The organism is Dysgonomonas reticulitermitis (assembly GCF_054601275.1).
On the sequence record NZ_BAAHWU010000001.1, the window covers coordinates 20770 to 41572 of the forward strand.

Sequence of the window (20803 nt, forward strand, 5' to 3'; positions counted from 1 at the left end):
ATTCAATGTTTTTTTATTTTTTCAGAAAATTCTTTGGGAGTCATACCATATTGAATTTGGAATAGCTTGATGAAATAAGAAGAAGAATTGATGCCCACAAGATGGCAAATCTCGTTTATGCGATATTTTCCATCCTGAATCAACAGAACAGCTTTTTGCAGGCGGATGAGGCGGATAAATTCGATAGGTGAAGAATTGGTGAGATTTTTAATTTTCCTATGCAGGCTCGACCGGCTGAGGTTCAGGCGTTCTGCCAAAGTCTCTACATTGAAGTCATAATCTGTAATATTCATATTGACCAGTTCTACGACTTTCTCTAAAAAATCTTTTTCTCCCTGATGAGATACTGAGAGGTATGGTTTCTTTAAAAACTGTTCTATATCGCGCTGCCTGTTCTTTATTAAAGTTTCGAGCAGGGACGTCAGGTATTTAATAGAGAATGGCTTTTCCACATATGCGTTAGCCCCGATTTTCAAGCCTTCCACTTTACTTGGCAAGTCGTTTTTTGCAGTCAGTAAGATGAAGATGATATTATTATAATCAGAGTTCTCCCTTACAATTTTGCATAATTCAAAACCATCCATATTGGGCATCATCACATCGCTTATTATTACATCTATCTGCTTCGATTTCAAAACATCCAAAGCTTCATAGCCATCACTTGCCGATTCGGTAATGTATTCGTCTTTAAGTTCTTTAGATATAAAATGAAGCATGTCTGTATTGTCTTCCACAATCAATATAGTTTGTTTGGGAGACGAGAAAAACGATAGGGCGATATTTTGTTGCGTCAACGATTCTTCTTTGGTTTCCTGATCTGCAAGGAGGATTTTAATCTGTTTATGCATCTTGTTTACTACCGGCATTTTCAGCGTGAACACATTCATATCTTGCTGATTTTCGTAATATACGTACCCCCCGTGCATTTCTACTAAAGACCTTGTGAGGGACAAACCTATACCTGACCCGTAAGTTTCCTTCTGGGAAGATTTGACCTGAAAGAAAGGTTCAAAAATTTTGTCCTTGAGATTGGCCGGTATTAATTCACCATCATTCATTATTGTTATGGTATAATAGTCGTCATCGGCAGTAACCAGTATATAAATTTTTGATTTGGAATATTTTATAGCATTCGACAGTAAGTTGTTCAATATTTTGGTAAAGGCATCCTTGTCTGCTGCTGCCAGTATTGGCGATTCCCTTTCTTCCGTAAAGTTGAGCTGTATCTTTTTTAAGGTTATTTCTTTTTCGAACTGGGAGATTATTTCGGAAATAAACTGATTGACATTTATTTGCTGTATATCCAGCGTGAACTTGTTACTATCCACTTTCCTGAAGTCCAGAAGTTGATTTATCAACTGCAATAGCTGATTGGTATTTCTGTTTATAATATCCAGATTGTACTTTATATCCTCATTTTGGATATCATATTCCATGATGGACTCCAATGGGCCATTGATGAGAGTTAACGGTGTACGGATTTCATGGGCAATGTTTGTGAAGAAATCAACTTTTGCCTCATAGATTTCTTTATCCCGTTTAATCTCAAATATATGCTGATTTTCGATCGCTTTGTCCCTGCTCTTTTTCAGGAAATAACAGACAAGTAAGGATATGGCCAAAACTATTAGCAGGCAATAGGAGATATAAGCTAAGGTGGATTTCCACCAGGGAGGCAGTATGACAAGCTTGATAGAAGCCTCTTCATTGTTCCAAAGCCCGTCGTTATTGCTGCCTTTTACCCTTAGCGTATATTCGCCGGGAGACAGTTTAGCGTACGATGCCGTGTAATTGTTATTTGTTGTTACCCAACTATCGTCGACATTTTCCAATTTGTAGGCATACAGGTTCGATTTAGGAGAAGTGTAGCTAAGAGCGATAAAATAGAACATGATATTAGACTGATCATAATTCAATGTCAGCTCTTTTGTATAGATAATACTCTCCTGTATGGGGAAAACATCGGACTGGGGCGAAACTTCTTTATTCCCTATAGTCAATTTCGTAATATAGACGGGAGGAATAAACTTATTGGTTTCAGAATAACCCGGCCTGAATGTAACCAAGCCATCCAGGCCCCCAAAGTAGAATGTCCCGTCATTTGCTATTAGCGCTGCTTTATAATTAAAACGGTTGGATAAAAGCCCGTCATTCTGGGTATATACTTTTACTTCGTTAGTATGAGGGGTCAGCCTGACCAGCCCTTTATTTGTGCCGAACCATAGGTTATGATCTTTATCTTCCAGTATTTTGTATGTAATATCATCGGGCAGGCCATCTTTTATTGTATATGTCTTAAAGCGCCTGTCCTTCTTGTTATACATACAAGCGCCTCCCCGGTCGGTCGAAAACCAGATGTTTCCTAAGTGGTCTTCGGTGATGCTGTTTACCGAGTTTGAACTTATTGAATTATCTTTATTTGACGTGAAATGTATTAACTCCTGATTGTCCGGATTGAATTGGAAGACTCCGTTGCCTAAGGTGGCAACCCATATATATCCCTCGGTATCTTCCATTATGTCGTGAACGAAACACAGTCCAAATTCTTTCATTCCGGAAAATTTATCGTTTTGCCTGCCGGAAACAAAAATTCCCCAGGCATTCCCCAGCCAAATCTTACCTTTTCTGTCCTCGCACAAGGCATATATACTTTCTTCATTCAGCCCCAAGGTTTCGGATGAATAGTGTTTTACCGAATTATTTTGCAAATCTATAATATCCACGCCTCCTTTGAAATATCCGACCCATAGCTTCGAGTCTTGCATGAGCATCCCCAAAGTACGTTTATTATGTGTTGTTTTCGGAACTTTGCTAAAATGTTTTCGAGTAGTGTCGAAAAACATCAATCCGGCATCCTCAGTTCCAATCCATATATTTCCATTGTTATCTTCCCTCATCTCCCGTATACGGCTCGATAAATTTTTCTGTTCCGATTTTTGAGGGATATAACAATTAAAAATATTTTTCTTATTAGGGAAATAACATGCTCCACTAAAGTATGTACCGATCCATATCCCTCCTTCGCTGTCCTGGTATGTTTTTTCTATATAATTGTCAGACAACAGGTGTTTTTGAAATGCCAGTTGTCCATTTGTTTTACTCAGTTTTATCTTGTCGAGGCTAACGCTGAATAAACCATCCTGCGTACTCACCCAAAGGTCTGAATCGTAGATCGCAAGATGCCTTATTATTTTGAAGTCTATTTCGGGAAGCCCCATATGGCTTACTATTCCGTTCCGCTTATCCAAAAGTAGCAAGCGTTCTTCGTGTATTCCAATTATTAACTGTTCCTCGTAGTGGCATATCGTAAAGATGTTTTTCCCCATAACAGATTCTTTGCTGTTATCCATATCAGCATATTGGACAAAAGAATCATTTTTACTATCATATAAATATATACCCGAGCCATTTGTGCCTATCCATACCCGCCCGTTTTTTTCTATTGCGATGCATTGAGGATTGCTTACGCTGGGAAGCACTTCGTCTACGACCGAATACAATATCAGTTTTTCAGATCCCGGATTGAATTTAAAGACCCCCTGGTTAGGTACAACAATCCACAAGAAACCATCATTATCCATTTGTATGTCTTCCACCCATTGAGTAATTTCAATGCCCTTTTCTGTTTTATAATCGAAAGAGGAAAATATCTCAGTTACAGGGTTGAATACAAAGACGCCTTTGTCTGTCCCTACCCATATCTTGTTTTTCGCGTCGACGAAGAGCGAACTGATATTGTTGTTCCGTTTGCCTGTGCGGGGAGAATAACAATCGTAAACTTCCATATTGACACCATCGAACCTGTTCAGCTTATTCAGCGTCCCAAACCAAATGAAACCGTTGCCGTCCTGGATGATTGATTTTACATTATGGTGCGACAAGCCGTTCTGGTCGTTTATAGACATATAGTTATTTTGCGCGCATAAAGATGCAATCCCTTCAAAGATAATAAGGCAAAGGATAAATAGATGTTTCATGGTGCATGAGTAATGTATCTTACACAAAGATAAGTAATATGATTTATACGCTTTTGTCAATCTATGCAACAAATGTCGCAACGGATACAAAAGAAGCGGTTCTTAAAGCAAATATACTATTAATTGGCGCTTACAAGATTGAGTTAAATGAATTAAAAAGATATATTTGTGATAAATTGGCTATTGCGTACTTCTTTCATTCTGAAATTTATATTATACATATTATAATCATCTAACCAAAAAACTGCAATGAAAAATTTCTTTTTAATTGTTTTATGCTGTTTCTCGCTTAATATTTGGGGAACAACACAAAAAGGCCTGATCGAAATATCGACAGAGAACACATCCATAATATTGGGGGTATCCCTTGACGGGAAAGTTTGTTTTCTGCATTGGGGCGAAAAGATAAAAGATATACAAGCTTTTATGGATAAGCCATTCATAAAACAGCCCGATACAAATGACAATATGGCGCCTCAATTGTACCCGGCGTATGGCGGTCGCTATTATCTTGAACCGGCATTGAAACTTACACACAATGACGGAGCGCTGACAACAAGCCTGATATACGATTCACTCGATAAAGTGGAAATAGACGGCAACCGTACCGAATTTACGATTAAGCTCAAAGACAAAATATATCCTGTGTATGTTGATGTACGGTTTGTATGCTATAAAAAAGAAGACGTGATTTGTCAAAGCGTAACTATTTACCATAATGAAGATAAAACGCTGAAAGTTGAAAACCTGGCATCCTCATATATCCCGATCCATGCGGAATCTTATTACCTGACCCACTTTCATGGTACATGGGCAGCCGAAATGCAGATGGAAGAAGAAAAACTAAGGCATGGTATAAAAGTAATAGAAACAAAGAAAGGGGTAAGAGCCACACAAGCCGAAAATCCATCTTTCCTTATTTCGGTAAACACTCCTTCTAATGAAGACGCCGGGGAAATATACGCGGGAACGCTGGCCTGGTCCGGCAACTACAAACTGGCTTTTGAGATCGGCGAAACAGGGGAACTATTTATCACAGGAGGAATGAACCCTTTCGCATCCACATACAATCTCAAAGCCGGAGAAAAACTGACAAGCCCCGAAATGATACTGACATACAGTCCGGCTGGAAAAGGGGAGATATCAAGAAATTACCATGATTGGGCACGGGCATACGGCATGGCGCATGGCGACAGAACTCGCCCTATACTCCTCAATAGCTGGGAAGGCGCATATTTCAGTTTTGAAGAAAACACAATAACCTCGATGATAGACAACGCAGCCAATTTCGGAATAGAAATGTTTGTTCTCGACGATGGCTGGTTTGGCAATAAATATCCCCGCAATGGCGATAACGCCGGGTTGGGTGACTGGCAGGTGAATGAGAAAAAACTGCCAAGAGGAATAAATTATCTGGCCGGCTATGCCGTAAACAAAGGTTTACAGTTTGGAATATGGATAGAGCCCGAAATGGTAAACCCCGACAGCGAACTGGCAAAGAAACACCCCGAATGGATTGTGAAAAGCGGAAAACGGGATATTCTTCCTATGCGCAACCAGTGGCTTCTGGATCTGAGTAACCCTGAAGTACAGGACTTTGTGTTCGAAACGTTCGACAATGTCGTTTCTCTATCGAAAAATATAACCTATGTGAAGTGGGATGCCAATCGCCATGTCGATAATGCCGGGTCTGAATATCTGACAAAGGATAATCAAACACACTTTTGGTACGAATACGTGCGAGGATTGTATAAAGTATACGAGCGCATCCGTAGTAAATATCCTGACATCCAAATACAATTGTGCTCTTCCGGTGGAGGCAGGCTCGAATATGGCGCATTAAAATATCACGATGAATTTTGGGCTAGCGATAACACAAATGCCCTCGACCGCATTTTTATCCAATATGGTACAAACCTTTTTTTTCCGGCAATCGCTACAGCATCACACGTTTCCACCAGCCCGAACCATCAGACGGGAATGCTGCTGCCTCTAAAATTCAGGTTCGATGTGGCAATGTCGGGACGGCTGGGCATGGAAATGCAACCGTCTGATTTAAAAGGCGATGATTATGAGTTTGCGAAAAATGCCATCAACACATACAAGCAAATACGCCCTATTGTCCAGTTCGGTGATTTGTACCGTTTAGTTTCTCCTTACGGCGAAAGCGGATGGGCTTCGCATTTGTATGTATCGAAAGACAAAAAGGAGGCTGTAATGTTTGCCTATAGTCTGAAATACCACGGCAGGACAACTTATTTTGAAACAAAGCTGAAAGGCCTCGACCCTGATAAAAAATACAAAATAGAAGAAATAAACCGGAAAGACGGCAAAGTAATATCATTATACGATGGCGCTACCTTTAGCGGCGGCTTCCTGATGAAATCAGGTGTCACCCTGAATATAGGAGGAGCCTTCGACAGCGCGATATTGAAGATAACAGAGTTGTGATAATAAATAACCTATAATACAAATAACTTATAACCTGACTGATACTATGAAAAATACTTATTTTTTATTCATCTATCTGATGCTATTCCTTTTTGGGGCATGTAAAAACACATCTCAAGTATCGAATGATGTATGGACGATAAAATATAACAAGGAACTCAGGACAATAAATGTAGAGAAATCAACTGAATTTCTGATCAAAGATCTATATGCTTCATACAAACTGAACGGAAGTATAGTTACAACACGCGATTATAAAAACAGCGCGTCTATACTCAAAACTGTCAGTGATAACTTTGGCACAGGGCAGATTCTGCAAATAACATATATGGATAAAAAATTGCCGAAACTGACCCAGTCGTTCTACCTGTATCCCGATAGGGATTATATATTGACAGATTTTATACTGGAAAGCGAGGATGGGGAAATAGAGTCGAACTATATGGCTACTGTTAATATCGGCCATCTGGGTAAAATCCTTCCCAAAGGAGACAACAGGGCTTTATTCATTCCTTTCGACAACGATGCCTGGATCAGGTTTCAATCTCACCCATTGCCATTAGACAGCTTGCTAAGCTACGAAGTATCTGCGGTATTTGACAATGAAAGCCGCAAAGGGCTGGTTGTGGGTTCGGTGGAACATACCGATTGGAAAACAGCGGTGAGAATAGGAAAAAGTAATAACGACTCGATAGGCTCTCTGACCTGTTATGCAGGAGTTGCGGATAATCTTACCCGCGACTCGAAAGAACATGGAGCAATAAAGGGAAAGGTGATAAAATCGCCGAAAGTATATCTTGGATATTGTACAGACTGGAGGACAGGCTTGGAAGAATATGGCGAGGCCAACGCTATAACGGCGCTTGCCAAAGAATGGAAAAAAAGCATGCCCTTTGGCTGGAATAGCTGGGGTGCATTACAGTTTAACCTGACCTATAAGAAAGCCCTGGAAGTATCGGACTGGATAAAAGGCAATATCCAAAAGGATGGGTTCTACAACCGTGATAACAAATTAGTCGTATGGCTCGATTCCGGATGGGACAGTTTTACAGAAGAAGAATTGAAAGCTTTTGTCCAAAAATGTAAAAATAACGGGCAATTGGCAGGCATCTACTGGGTGCCATTTACCGATTGGGGGAAAAACCCGGAAAGAGAAGTCGAATATGCGACAGAATATAAATTCAAGGACATATACCTGTACGCTAACGGCAAGCCGCAGGAACTGGATGGAGCGTATGCCATCGATCCTACCCATCCTGCCATAGAAAAACGAATGGAAGCTATATCCGCCCTTTTCCGCCGTTGTGGCTTCGAATATGTAAAAATGGACTTTATGACGCATGGAATCATGGAAGCTGATTCGTGGTATAAACCTGAAATACAGACCGGAGTACAAGCTTATAATTATGGCATGCGCCTGTTGAACAAATACTTCAACGATATGTATCTCAATTTGTCAATATCCCCTATATTCCCGTCCAACTACGCGCAATCGCGCCGTATAGCCTGCGATGCGTGGAATCAGATAAAAGATACCGAATATACCATGAATGCCCTGTCTTATGGTTGGTGGATTGGTAAGGCATACCTGTATAACGATGCCGACCACATTGTTCTCAGAGACGCTACGGAAGGTGAAAACAGGGCTCGTATCACCTCATCGGCTATAACCGGATTATATATAACCGGAGATGATTATAGCGCGGACGGGAAAGTAGAAGGAAAAGAACGTTCCAACAAGTTCCTGACTAATCCCGGAATCAATGCTATGGCAATAGGAAAATCATTCAGGCCGGTAGAAGGGAATGGGGAAAAGTCAGAAAACCAGTTTGTATACACTGATAGTAACGGAGTAATATATTACGTGATTTTCAATTACGGAGATAGCGAAATTGAAGTTTTTCCATCTTTCGAAAGAATTGGGCTGAATAATCCGGCTGCTTATAAGGCCGAAGAACTGTGGAGTGGCCAACCGGTTGATTTGAAAAAGGCCATAATAATACCGGCAAAGGATGTGAAGGTATTAAAAATATCAGCAGAAACTTTATAAATACAATAGTCGATAAAACGTCTTTACGCGGAATAAAAGGAATGTCTTAAAAAATACAGCAATTGTATTACACCTTAGTATTTACAGTAATAAAAATGATATATCGGACATTCCATGTATTAATTGACAAAAAAATAATGCAAAAAATAAATAAGCAACATTAGTTTTGTTTTCCTGATAACAAGAGTCAACCATTTACTAATTTTTAAAAAAGAGAAAACTATGAAACATTAATCTTCGGATATCAAAAACAAATTAATCACTGCACATTCTTAACGAATAGCATACAGGAAAACAAACAATCTAAAAAATTATGAAAAATCAACAAGACTCATTATTAAGAAAGATTTCATATATGGCAATCTTTTATTTCCTTGGACTCTCTGTTGTATTTGCACAGAACAAGGTTATAAAAGGTACAGTTAGCGACGATTCCGGCGAAGCCTTGCCGGGTGTCACCGTTGTCATCAAAGGTTCTTTAGGCGGTGTAATAACAGACGTTGACGGGAAGTTTGCGTTAGAAGTTCCCTCTTCCGGAATATTAGAAGCTCCTTCTTCCGGAATACTGGTATTCTCCTTTATCGGGATGCAGACTCAGGAAGTAGCTATAGACGGAAGAAACACATACCGTATCCAAATGGTTTCATTGGCGAATGAGCTGGACGATGTCACTGTGGTAGCATTTGCCAAACAGAAAAAAGAGAGTGTGATTAGTGCGATAACCACAGTTAGCCCCAAAGAGCTAAAAATACCCGTAAGTAATCTTACGAATGCTTTAGCCGGAAGGATGTCGGGTATTATATCATACCAGCAAAGCGGAGAGCCCGGCAGAGACAACGCCCAGTTCTTTATAAGGGGAGTAACGACTTTCGGGTACAGGAAAGATCCTCTTATATTGATAGATAATATAGAACTATCCGCTGACGACTTAGCCCGCATGAATGTAGATGATATCGCTCAGTTTTCTATAATGAAAGATGCTACGGCTACAGCCCTGTATGGCGCGAGAGGCGCGAATGGTGTAATTTTAGTTACCACGAAAGAGGGGAGCACAGGAAAAACCAAAGTGTCGGTAAGGATGGAACATTCGATTTCGGAACCAACCAAAATGGTAGACCTTGCAGATCCGATTACATATATGAATTTAAATAATGAAGCTGTAGTGGCCCGGAATCCCGCGTTGGGAAACTATTACAAATATTCGCAGGAAAAAATAGAGAGAACAAAGGCAAATGTTAACCCATACGCATATCCGTCGCTAAATTGGTACGACGAATTATTTAAGAAAAGTACAACCACAGAACGGGTCAATGCTAATATAAATGGAGGCGGAGATATTGCCCGGTATTTTATAGCGATGTCGTATGCAAAAGACAACGGGGTGTTGAAGAATGATAAATTGAATAACTTCAATTCCAATATCGACCTGAACAAGTATACCGTGCGTTCGAACGTCAACCTGAACCTCACGAAATCGACGGAAATAATTGTACGTGTCAGCGGAAGTTTTGATGACTATTCCGGTCCGATAGACGGAGGCAATGAAACTTTCGAGAAAGTAATGAGAACAAATCCGGTCATGTTTCCAAAAAGCTTTCCGGCCGTCGGCGACTATGAAGGAGCGACCCATGTACTTTTTGGTAACGCTGTGTCGTCGGGAGGCAGCGAGGGTCCGGCGTATATGAATCCATACGCTGATATGGTAAGGGGATATAAAGAATATAACAGGACTAATATATCAGCGCAACTTGAGGCAAAACAGGATCTAAGCGCGTTGATAGAAGGACTTAGGGCCAGGGTATTATTAAATACGGTACGCTATTCATATAGCGATGTGAGCCGGAAGTATAATCCGTTTTATTATGCTTCAGGAGGATACGATCCGAAGACTAATACATATCAACTTCAAGAACTGAACCCCACTCAGGGAACGGAATATCTCGATTACAATGAAGGGACGAAAGATGTGACAACTACCAATTATGTGGAAATGTCGTTCGATTATAACAGGGCGTTTGGCGATCACAATGTCAGCGGTATGCTGGTACTGACCATGCAGGATCGTAAAATATCGAACTCGGGAAATATCCAACGTTCACTTCCTTTTAGAAATCAGGGACTGGCCGGGCGTTTTACTTATGCCTATCAATCTAAATATTTTACAGAATTCAATTTTGGCTATAATGGATCGGAGCGTTTCTCCGCGAAGGAACGTTTTGGTTTTTTTCCTTCCATCGGAGCGGGTTATATTATTTCGAACGAAAGTTTTTGGGAACCATTGCAGAAAACGGTCAATAAACTGAAGTTTAAGTTCACTTACGGATTGGTGGGTAACGACGCTATCGGTAGCGAAGACGACCGTTTCTTTTATTTATCGAATCTGAACATGGGCGACGGGGGCAAAACGGTCGATTTTGGGAAAGAATATGCCAATCCTAAGGGTAAGCCGGGTATAAGTGTCATTCGGTATGCCAACGACCTGATAACGTGGGAACGTTCAAAAAAGATGAATGTGGGCTTCGAATTAGGCCTATTTAACAATATTGAAATACAGGCTGATTTCTTCAATGAGTACCGTGACCATATTCTGCAAACCAGATCATATATTACTTCCACAATGGGATTACTGTCAAGTGCGAATCCAAAAGCAAATGTAGGGGAAGCGTCTTCGCGAGGAATCGACTTTTCCGTAGATTACAAATCATTTATAGGGAAAGATTTCTGGGCATCGGCAAGGGCGAACTTCACCTATGCGACAAGTAGGTACGAGGTATTGGAAGAAGCCAATTATGCCTCGATAGGCAGGCCTTGGAGCTCGGCTATAGGGCGGAATCTATCGCAATGGAGTGGTTATATCGCGGAAAGGTTGTTTATCGATGAAAATGATATTGCAAATTCTCCTCTACAAACTTTTGGCGAATATATGGCCGGAGATATCAAGTATAAAGATATCAACAACGACGGGCAAATTACAGACGCCGATAGAGTCTATTTCGGATATCCTACAACTCCGGAAATAACATACGGTTTCGGTTTTTCGACCGGATATAAAAATTTCGACCTGTCGATGTTCTTTCAGGGAAATGCCAGGGTATCATTCTACCTCGATCCGGGAAGAATTGCACCTTTCGTAAGCGAAACCGCCCTGCTTGATAAAATAGCGACAGACCACTGGTCCGAGGATAACAAAAACTTATACGCTTTTTGGCCTCGTTTGGCGGGTGGACACATAGGAAACAATCTTCAGACCAGTACATGGTGGATGCAGGACGGAACATTCATTCGTATGAAAACAATGGAACTGGGATACTCACTTCCCAAGAAAATTATAAAAAGCATTGGAATGGAATCTTGTCGAATTTATCTCTCGGGGAATAATCTCTTTACAATGAGCAAATTCAAACTGTGGGATACCGAAATGGGGGGTAACGGATTGGGGTATCCCATACAGAGAGTGTATAATATTGGATTGAACATAAACTTCTAATACATAAAAACATGAAAATATACAAGATAATAGTAACGCTTTTAGCGGTATGTTCTCTGAACAGTTGCTCCGATTATTTGGATATCGTACCCGATAATCTGGCAACCCTGGATATTGCGTTTAACAACAGGTCGAGCGCCGAGCAATACCTTTATACGTGCTATTCATATGTACCGCCATACGGCGACCAGTACGCTAATCCGGGAATAGCTTCCGGAAATGAGATATGGTATTATACTACTGAGGCAGGAGTCCGCCCCAATAGAACGACAAATTTGATAGCATACGGTTTACAAAACAGTTCGGACCCGATCGCTAATTACTGGGATGGATGGCAGTGGAAGATAGATGATAGGGATTATTCAGGAAAACCACTATTCCAGGCGTTAAGGGATTGTAATATTTTTCTCGAATATGTGTCTATCCCGGATCGGGTTCATGGATTGAGAGAAACCGAACGTTTGCGTTGGCTCGCGGAAGTTAACGTGTTAAAGGCTTTTTACCATTACTATCTTTTTCAACTTTACGGCCCAATTCCGATCATCGATAAAAATCTGCCCCTCGACGCCAGTATCGAAGAAACACGCGTTTCCAGGCAAAAGGTGGATGAAGTCGTTAAATACATAGTCGACCTGATAGACAACTCATACAGGGACTTACCCCCAAGCATAACCGCCGAAGGGTCGGAAATGGGGCGCTTGACACAACCCGCTGCGTTAGCTATCAAGGCAAAAGTGTTATTATTGGCGGCCAGCCCCCTGTTTAACGGAAATACCGATTTGGCTAACTTCAAAGACCATGACGGCCAGCCTTTCTTTAACCAGACATATGATAAAAGCAAATGGACATTGGCTGCCGAAGCCGCACGCGAAGCTATTGAGCTGGCTGAGGCTAACGGGCATGGCATATACTATTTTTCGGATGAATGGCCTATAGATTTGCCGGATGAACTGAGCTATGGAATGAATGTAAGAGGCGCCGTTACCCATCGCTTCACGAAGGAGTTGATCTGGAGTATCGGAAAACAATCGACCTATGATTTGCAATGTTCAGCTGTCGCAAGACTTACACCATCGATGCTAAATGCTAATTCTTGGTCTCAAATGGTACAGGCAAAAGGAATCTTGGCTCCTACATTAGCCACCGCTGAACGATTCTATTCACGAAACGGGGTTCCTATCGAAGAAGATAAAGATTGGGTGGTAAATAACAACTGGTACAATGAACGTTATAAATTCCAGACTATAGGGTCTGACAACAAGTATGTTATGAAGGAAGGAGCTAAAACTGCTATCCTGCATTTCAACAGGGAATATCGTTTCTACGGATTTCTTGGCTTCGATGGCGCTACCTGGTATGGAAGCAAATGGAAAGATCCCAATGGAACTCCCAATTATATACAAGGGAAAAAGGGCGAATATGGAGGAATCATAAACCCGGCAGAAGCGTATTCTGAGACAGGGTACTTTTCGAAAAAGGTGGTGCCCGTAGAATATGAGTTGGACGAAAATGGCGCCGTTGTATATGAGTATCCATTCCCTATAGTCCGTCTGGCCGATTTATACCTCATGTATGCCGAAGCATTGAACGAATCTACCGATGGAGAAACGGTTAATCCTGAAATCTACAAATACCTGGATATTATTCGCGAACGATCCGGACTGGAAGGCGTTGTGAAATCATGGAACGATCACTCTATCAATAAAGACAAGCCCAAAACAGTATCGGGAATGAGGGAGATTATCCGGCGCGAACGCTCGATAGAATTGGCATTGGAAGGACACTATTATTTTGATATCCGCCGTTGGAAATTAGCGGGTAAAGAATTTATCAAGCCAATACAAGGCTGGAATATATGGGGGCTCACGAACGAGGATTATTATCAGGTCATTACAATATATATACCCAAAATGTATCAGAACAAGCAATACTTCTGGCCGATAAAAGACAATAATATTGTATACAATCCTAATTTAATCCAATCATATGGATGGTAATTAAATAAAAGAATTAAGCTATGAAAACAAAAATATCGATATTTTTAATATCTCTCTTCATTTTATATAGTTGTGGCGAAGATAGTATATTAAAACCGTATGGGGAAAATGACGGCGTTCCTCCGGGAGCGATCATCCTTGAATCGTACACACAGATACCGGGAGGAGCTGTCCTGAGATACAAAGCGCCAAAGGATGAAGACTTATTGTACGTAAAAGCGGAGTATACACTCGACAACGGAATGAAACGCGAAATGAAAAGTTCCGTATATTCCGACAGCCTTAAAATAGAAGGTTTCGGAAATACTGAAGAAAAAAGCGTTATCCTGACTGCGGTCGATCGGAATGAGAACATAGGTCAACCGATCGAAATTAAGATTATTCCGGGTGAACAGTCCTTGTATAAATCATTCCGGACTATTTCATCTGATGCAACATGGGGAGGAGTCCGCTTCAAAATAGAAAACAAGGATAAAGGCAACTTTATTATCGATGTCATGACTCAGGATGCCGAGGGCGAATGGTATGTTGCACATACGGAGTATACGAAAAGCGCGTCGATTGAATTTGCGGTGCGGGGATTTGATCCTACGCCCAGAGATTTCAGACTGTCTATACGCGACCAATGGAATAATAAAACAGATGACTATGCGATAAATGTATCCCCATTGTATGAAGTTGAATTGGATAGGGGCAAATTCAGAAAGTATTATCTGGGTAATGACACCAGCGTTGATGAATGGGGCTTTTCAATGGAACGGATCTGGAACGGACAGAATTGGTGGGGCGCTTTCAATATGTGTCACAGCGCCAATTTTTCAGATTTTCCGGTATGGTTTACGTTCAATTTGGGTGTGACGGCCAAATTAAGCCGTTTTCACTATTGGCAACGATTGGATGACCTGATTTATCAAAATGGGAATATTAATAAATTTGAACTATGGGGGCATTCGGGCTCACCATCGTTAGACGGAAATTGGGACGGCTGGATAAAATTGATAGAGTGTGAAGACTTTAAACCGTCAGGTTTACCGGCTGGGGTAAATAACTCGGAAGATATGGATCATGCGGTAAAAGGACTGGAATTTGATTTTGATGTCTCTTTGCCTCCTGTAAGGTATATCCGCTTCAAAGCTCTATCGACCTTTACAGGCGCGAAAACAATACACTTCCAGCAACTTTGGTTCTGGGGGCAGGTGGTAGAATGAAATATAACATATAAATAGTAAAATAATGAAACAATTATATATCATACTTACAATCATATCTGCCCTATTTATAACATCCTGTGGCGATATGCTCGACGACATCCAGTCTTATCTGGACGAAGGTGAGAAAGTTTATGTGGGAAAACTGGATTCTGTAAAAATCTTTTCGGGGCAAAACAGGGTGTTGATCGCAGGAATAATGCCTTATGGAATGACTCAGACAAAATGTGTAATAAACTGGATAGACCCGCAAGGGGGAACCGGGACGAAAGAATTTCCGATAAATAGAGTGAGTCCGAATGAAAAATTTGAATTTATAATCGACAATCTGCTCGAAGGCCAATATGACTTTCAGATATATACCTATGATGCCAAAAACAACAGTTCGGTAAGAGTCGAAAATGGAGGATATTCATACGGAGAAGTATATGAATCGATGCTGGTTAACCGGAACATAGGCAGTATGTCACTGGATGAAGATGGATGTACGATAAACTGGCTCTCAGGAGCTAATGGTTTGGTACGTAGCGAAATAAGATATATGGATAAAGATGGCATTCTTCAGAATGTTTCTGTTCCGGCAGGCGAAAGTAGTATTTATTGCCCCGGAGCTCCCGGCAAAGGTGAATTTGAATACCGCTCGGTTTATATTCCCGAGGAGCTAAGTATAGATGAATTTTATACAGCCTGGAACAAAGCTTCGTTCCCGTATCTATTTGGAGATGTGGACAGAAGCCAGTGGAGCATTATTTTCTATAATAACAGCGACCCTTATGAGGGTTCCCCGTATAATATTATAGACAATAATAAAGACTCATATTGGCATTCGGATTATCACAACGCTACCGATTACCCATATACCTTTGTTATAGATATGAAAGAACAGGTGTGGGTCGGAGAAATCGGGGCTCAAACGCGCCAGAATGCCTATTATACGAAAGGCGTAGAGTTTTATACAATAGACAATTATACAGGGCCTACTGAAGGGCAGTGGATAAAGCTGGGTGATCTTGAACTGCCTCAGGATAATAATGATTTCGTCTGGAAAACTTGTTCCGACAATATTTTGGATGCCGGTATTAAAGCTCAATACCTTAAAGTAGTGCTCACAAGTGGTTATAATGGACATTTGGGAGGTCTTGCTGAAATATCGGTAAGGAAAGTATTACAATAATCGAAATTAAAGCCTGTTTAAATTTTAGCGAAAATATAGGCTGAAAGCTAATAGGTAATTTAAGTAATGGATTAATGGTTGTTATTACTACTGTCTGGCTGTTCATTCATGCCAGACAGTAGATTGATACAAACGCTTATTTATCAATTTAATAGAAACACTATATAATATACCGAATGAAACTTTTAAAAAACCTGAGATTTTTTTTGTTAGCTTGTTTATTACCGCTTGGCGTATTGTCGTTATTCGCCCAGATTCAACCGAGTCCCCTGTTCACTGACCATATGGTATTGCAACAACAAACGCAGGTTCCCATCTGGGGAAAATCTACACCCCATAAAACAATAAAGGTGGTTACCTCGTGGGACAAAAAATCATACGAGTCCCTGTCCGATGCGTCAGGCAAATGGATGGTAAAAGTTGCTACCCCCAAAGCAGGAGGCCCTTACAAAATTGAAATATCAGGAGACGGAACGGTCGTATTACAGGATGTGCTGATAGGCGAAGTCTGGATTTGTTCGGGGCAATCCAATATGGAAATGCCGCTGGCCGGTTGGGGACAGATAGATAATTACCAGAAAGAAATAGCCGATGCCGATTATCCGGATATAAGGTTATTCCATGTCGAAAGAACATCGAGCGTTGTGCCCACAGACCATATAAATGTGACAGGTAATGGTTGGCGGAAATGCTCTCCCGGAAATATTCCCGACTTTTCGGCTACATCCTATTTTTTCGGGCGTAAACTACATCAAGACTTAAAAATACCCATCGGACTGATACATACCTCGTGGGGCGGTACTCCTGCCGAATCGTGGACCAGTAACGAATCTCTGGAAATGATGCCGGAATTTCGGAAGGAAATAGAAGAAATAAAGTCTATACCTCAAGACCTTCAGGAAAGGAACAAACTGAAAGAAAAGAAACTGAAAGAATATGACATGGAAGTTATGTCAAAAGATTTTGGCTACAAAGAATCAATAGCCGTAGCAGCCTCTGCCGGATACGATGATAGCCTATGGGAACAAATGGTCTTGCCCGGACACTGGGAACAGAAAGGATTAGAAGGGTTCGACGGTTTTGTTTGGTTCAGAAAAACAGTAGACATTCCTGCCGCTTGGGAGAATAAGGAACTGACGCTTAGTCTGGGTGCAATAGACGATAATGAGGTAACTTTCTTTAATGGAACAGAAATTGGGCGGACAGATGGATTTAACGTAAACCGACGGTACAGTATTCCTGCCCGGCTGGTAAAGAGAGGAAAAGCCGTAATTACGGTAAGAGTGACGGACGGAGGAGGTGAAGGCGGGATTTGCGGTAACAGCGATGACCTGTTTTTATCCCCGGCAAAAAACGGCTTATCCAAAATCGATTTATCAGGAAACTGGAAATACAAAATAGCCCTGGGTAAATACGATGTAACGCCTGTGCCTGCATATTATAACGAAGGTAATCCTTATTGCCTGTCGAGCCTTTACAATGCAATGATACATCCCATCGTGCCATACGGAATAAAGGGGGCTATCTGGTATCAGGGCGAAGCGAATGATACCAGGGCTTACCAGTACAGGACATTGTTCCCTCTGATGATTAACGACTGGCGGACGAAATGGGGATATAGCTTCCCTTTCTATTTTGTGCAATTGGCTAATTATAAACAAATAGAGGATATGCCGGAAGAGTCGGACTGGGCAGAACTCAGGGAAGCCCAATCAGGGGCTCTGCATCTGGCTAATACAGGGATGGCTGTAACAATAGATATAGGTAATGCCAATGACATTCACCCTAAAAACAAACAGGAGGTAGGCCGCCGTTTGGCGCTGATCGCTAATAGCAACCTGTATGGAAAGGATGAACCATTCTCGGGACCGATATTTAATTCATACAAGATAGACGGGAACAAGGTTCGTATTAGCTTTACCCATACAGATGGAGGATTGAAGGCCAAAGGGGATGAAGATTTAAAAGGATTCTGCATAGCTGGCCCCGACCGCAGATTTTACCGGGCGGAAGCAATAATTGAAGGCGATGAAGTGGTTGTCAGTTCGCCTGATGTGATATTTCCTGTAGCTGTACGGTATGCCTGGGCCAACAATCCGGTTTGCAACCTGTATAATGGGGCAGGGCTTCCTGCATCTCCATTCCGGACAGACGATTGGCCGGGAAAAACATCCCCTTATAAACAACAATAAAAATAATTATATCAAACTTTAAGTATGAAAAATAAACTGCCGGTATTTTATTTATTACTGTTTTCCTGGTCATTTATTCAGGCAAAGCCAATCAGCCCACCACAGGGAGACCTTGTTTTATGGTACACCCAGCCTGCAAGCAATTGGATGACTTCGGCTCTGCCAATCGGAAATGGGCGTATAGGCGCTATGATTTTCGGGGGAGTGGAACAAGAACAAATACAGTTCAATGACAAAACGCTGTGGACAGGAAATACCCACGACAGGGGAGGTTATCAAAACTTTGGCGATATATATATAAAGTTCAGGAAGCAATCGAAAGTATCGGATTATACCCGCTACCTGAATATTAATGATGCGATAGCAGGAGTAAAATATAAATCGGAGGGTGTTACTTATACCAGAGAGTATTTTGCCTCTTTTCCCGACAATGTCATTGTTATGCATCTGACTGCCGACAAAAAGAAGAAAATAAGTTTTGACATTTCCATGCAGGATGCGCACGATGGAAAGATAGTGGCAAATAATAATGAGATAGCGGATAATGGTAAACTGACGCTGTTGTCGTACCAGGCCTCGTTAACGGTATTGAACAAAGGTGGAAAATTATCGACAGATGGGACTACTTTAACCGTCGAAGATGCGGATGATGTTACAATATTGCTGGCTGCCGCGACAGACTACGACCCGGCAACTCCTACCTATACTACAACCCGCGATTGGAGAAAAGATATGCAGGCAGCAATAAGCAAAGCATCATCCAAACAATACCGGCAACTGAAAAAAGGCCATCTTAAAGATTATCAGGCGCTATTCAGCAGGGTGTCGTTGAATGTGGGCGATACCAAGCCTTCTATCCCGACCAATGAGTTGTTAAAGAATTATGCCAAAGGGAAATATGATCCTTATACAGATGTTTTGTTTTTTCAATACGGACGTTACCTTACCATTTCATGTTCAAGAGACGGGCTCGACCTGCCTTCCAATTTACAAGGACTTTGGAACAACAGCAACAATCCGCCATGGGGTGGCGATATCCATTCCAATATTAATATACAAATGAATTACTGGCTTGCCGAAGTCGCTAATTTGGCGGAGTGCCATATGCCGTTTATCAATTATATATACAACGAAGCTCTGCTCCAAAAGTCGTGGAGGGATATGGCCGGCGAAATGGATTGCAGGGGATGGGCATTGAAAACGCAGAACAATATTTTCGGATATTCCGACTTTGCATGGAACCGCCCGGCAAACGGTTGGTATTGCATGCATATATGGGACAAATATTTATTTAATCCTGATAGAGAATACCTTGAAAAGACCGCTTATCCTGTGATGAAATCAGCTTGCGAGTTTTGGACAGACAGGCTCATTGTCGACGACGACGGCCGTCTGGTTGCACCTAACGAATGGTCGCCCGAACATGGCCCTTGGGAAAGCGGAATCGCTTATGCCCAACAGATTGTTGCCGACCTGTTTGCCAATACTATTCAGGCAGGGAAAATACTGGGTACCGATACAGAATTTACTACACTTCTGGAACAAAAATACAACCGCTTGGACAAAGGCCTTACCATTGGCGATTGGGGGCAGCTTCGCGAGTGGAAACATACCAACGATGACCAGAATGATAAGCATAGGCATGTCTCACACCTGATGGCGCTATATCCGGGCAGGGCTATCTCTCCGTTCCTGGATGCAAAATATGCCGAAGCAGCTCGCAAAAGTCTCGATGCAAGGGGTGATAGCGGCACAGGCTGGAGCAGGGTATGGAAAATAGCATTCTGGGCAAGGTTGCACGATGGTAACAGGGCGCATAAACTGCTCACGAGCGCTCTGGATTTGACTTCTGATACCGGCATGGACTATTCTGATAAAGGCGGGGTTTACGAAAACCTGTTCGATGCACACCCTCCATTCCAGATAGATGGCAACCTTGGGGTTACAGCATGTATCTCTGAAATGCTTTTGCAAAGCCATCTTGGGGAGATACATCTGTTGCCTGCCTTGCCTGATGTATGGAAAGAAGGCGAAGTGAAAGGTTTAAGAGCCAGAGGTGGTTACGAAGTGGATATGGAGTGGGATAGCAACAAGCTTGTCTCGGCTACTATCAAATCAAAGTTTGCTAACGATTGCAAAATGAGAACCGATATTCCGGTAAAAGTAGAAGGAACAGATATCGCGTCTGCACCCGATGGCAACGGATATCATGTCATTCTGATCAAAACTTCGCCAAACCAGGCTTATACTATTATTGCAAAGTAATT

9 protein-coding genes are annotated in these 20803 nt (G+C 41.6%); 8 read left to right on the forward strand and 1 reads right to left on the reverse strand.

Translation table 11 applies throughout. The features are described 5' to 3' along the window. Positions 1–2: 2 nt before the first annotated feature. Positions 3–3977, reverse strand: a complete 3975-nt coding sequence (locus tag ACYPZI_RS00075; RefSeq protein ID WP_459597382.1) for a hybrid sensor histidine kinase/response regulator transcription factor — start codon at positions 3975–3977, stop codon at positions 3–5. Between the two features lie 249 nt (positions 3978–4226). Between ACYPZI_RS00075 and ACYPZI_RS00080 the strand changes: the two genes are divergently transcribed. The 8 genes from ACYPZI_RS00080 to ACYPZI_RS00115 all read left to right on the forward strand — a co-directional run bounded on the left by ACYPZI_RS00080 (position 4227) and on the right by ACYPZI_RS00115 (position 20801). After that, entirely contained in the window at positions 4227–6428 is a 2202-nt protein-coding gene (locus ACYPZI_RS00080; RefSeq protein ID WP_459597384.1) for an alpha-galactosidase, read from the forward strand. Positions 6429–6474: 46 nt separating this feature from the next. Further along, on the forward strand, positions 6475–8478 hold the full coding sequence (locus tag ACYPZI_RS00085; protein ID WP_459597386.1) for an alpha-galactosidase: 2004 nt from the start codon (positions 6475–6477) through the stop codon (positions 8476–8478). A gap of 313 nt (positions 8479–8791) precedes the next feature. Beyond that, positions 8792–11965 carry a SusC/RagA family TonB-linked outer membrane protein gene (locus ACYPZI_RS00090; RefSeq protein WP_459597388.1) on the forward strand — a complete coding sequence of 1058 codons (3174 nt, stop codon included), beginning with the start codon at positions 8792–8794 and terminating at the stop codon, positions 11963–11965. An 11-nt stretch (positions 11966–11976) separates the two neighbouring features. Continuing rightward, positions 11977–13962: a RagB/SusD family nutrient uptake outer membrane protein gene (locus tag ACYPZI_RS00095; RefSeq protein WP_459597390.1), complete on the forward strand. Its 1986-nt coding sequence runs from the start codon at positions 11977–11979 to the stop codon at positions 13960–13962. A gap of 20 nt (positions 13963–13982) precedes the next feature. After that, the gene (locus ACYPZI_RS00100) at positions 13983–15170 is read left to right on the forward strand and encodes a DUF5000 domain-containing lipoprotein (RefSeq protein ID WP_459597392.1); all 1188 of its coding nucleotides are present in this window, start codon (positions 13983–13985) and stop codon (positions 15168–15170) included. A gap of 25 nt (positions 15171–15195) precedes the next feature. After that, a complete protein-coding gene (locus tag ACYPZI_RS00105; protein WP_459597394.1) occupies positions 15196–16344 on the forward strand; it encodes a DUF4998 domain-containing protein in 1149 nt (382 codons plus the stop codon). Between the two features lie 176 nt (positions 16345–16520). Further along, complete coding sequence (locus tag ACYPZI_RS00110) at positions 16521–18536, forward strand: sialate O-acetylesterase (RefSeq protein WP_459597396.1); 2016 nt, start codon at positions 16521–16523, stop codon at positions 18534–18536. 24 nt (positions 18537–18560) lie between these two features. Next, a complete protein-coding gene (locus tag ACYPZI_RS00115; protein ID WP_459597398.1) occupies positions 18561–20801 on the forward strand; it encodes a glycoside hydrolase family 95 protein in 2241 nt (746 codons plus the stop codon). Positions 20802–20803: the final 2 nt, after the last annotated feature.

What these genes read in the sequence shown, in the direction of transcription:
- ACYPZI_RS00090 (WP_459597388.1), top strand. Translation starts at nt 8,792, where the DNA reads ATGAAAAATCAACAAGACTCATTATTAAGAAAGATTTCATATATGGCA.
- ACYPZI_RS00115 (WP_459597398.1), top strand. Translation starts at nt 18,561, where the DNA reads ATGAAAAATAAACTGCCGGTATTTTATTTATTACTGTTTTCCTGGTCA.
- ACYPZI_RS00110 (WP_459597396.1), top strand. Translation starts at nt 16,521, where the DNA reads ATGAAACTTTTAAAAAACCTGAGATTTTTTTTGTTAGCTTGTTTATTA.
- ACYPZI_RS00080 (WP_459597384.1), top strand. Translation starts at nt 4,227, where the DNA reads ATGAAAAATTTCTTTTTAATTGTTTTATGCTGTTTCTCGCTTAATATT.
- ACYPZI_RS00075 (WP_459597382.1), bottom strand. Translation starts at nt 3,977, where the DNA reads ATGAAACATCTATTTATCCTTTGCCTTATTATCTTTGAAGGGATTGCA.
- ACYPZI_RS00085 (WP_459597386.1), top strand. Translation starts at nt 6,475, where the DNA reads ATGAAAAATACTTATTTTTTATTCATCTATCTGATGCTATTCCTTTTT.
- ACYPZI_RS00100 (WP_459597392.1), top strand. Translation starts at nt 13,983, where the DNA reads ATGAAAACAAAAATATCGATATTTTTAATATCTCTCTTCATTTTATAT.
- ACYPZI_RS00105 (WP_459597394.1), top strand. Translation starts at nt 15,196, where the DNA reads ATGAAACAATTATATATCATACTTACAATCATATCTGCCCTATTTATA.
- ACYPZI_RS00095 (WP_459597390.1), top strand. Translation starts at nt 11,977, where the DNA reads ATGAAAATATACAAGATAATAGTAACGCTTTTAGCGGTATGTTCTCTG.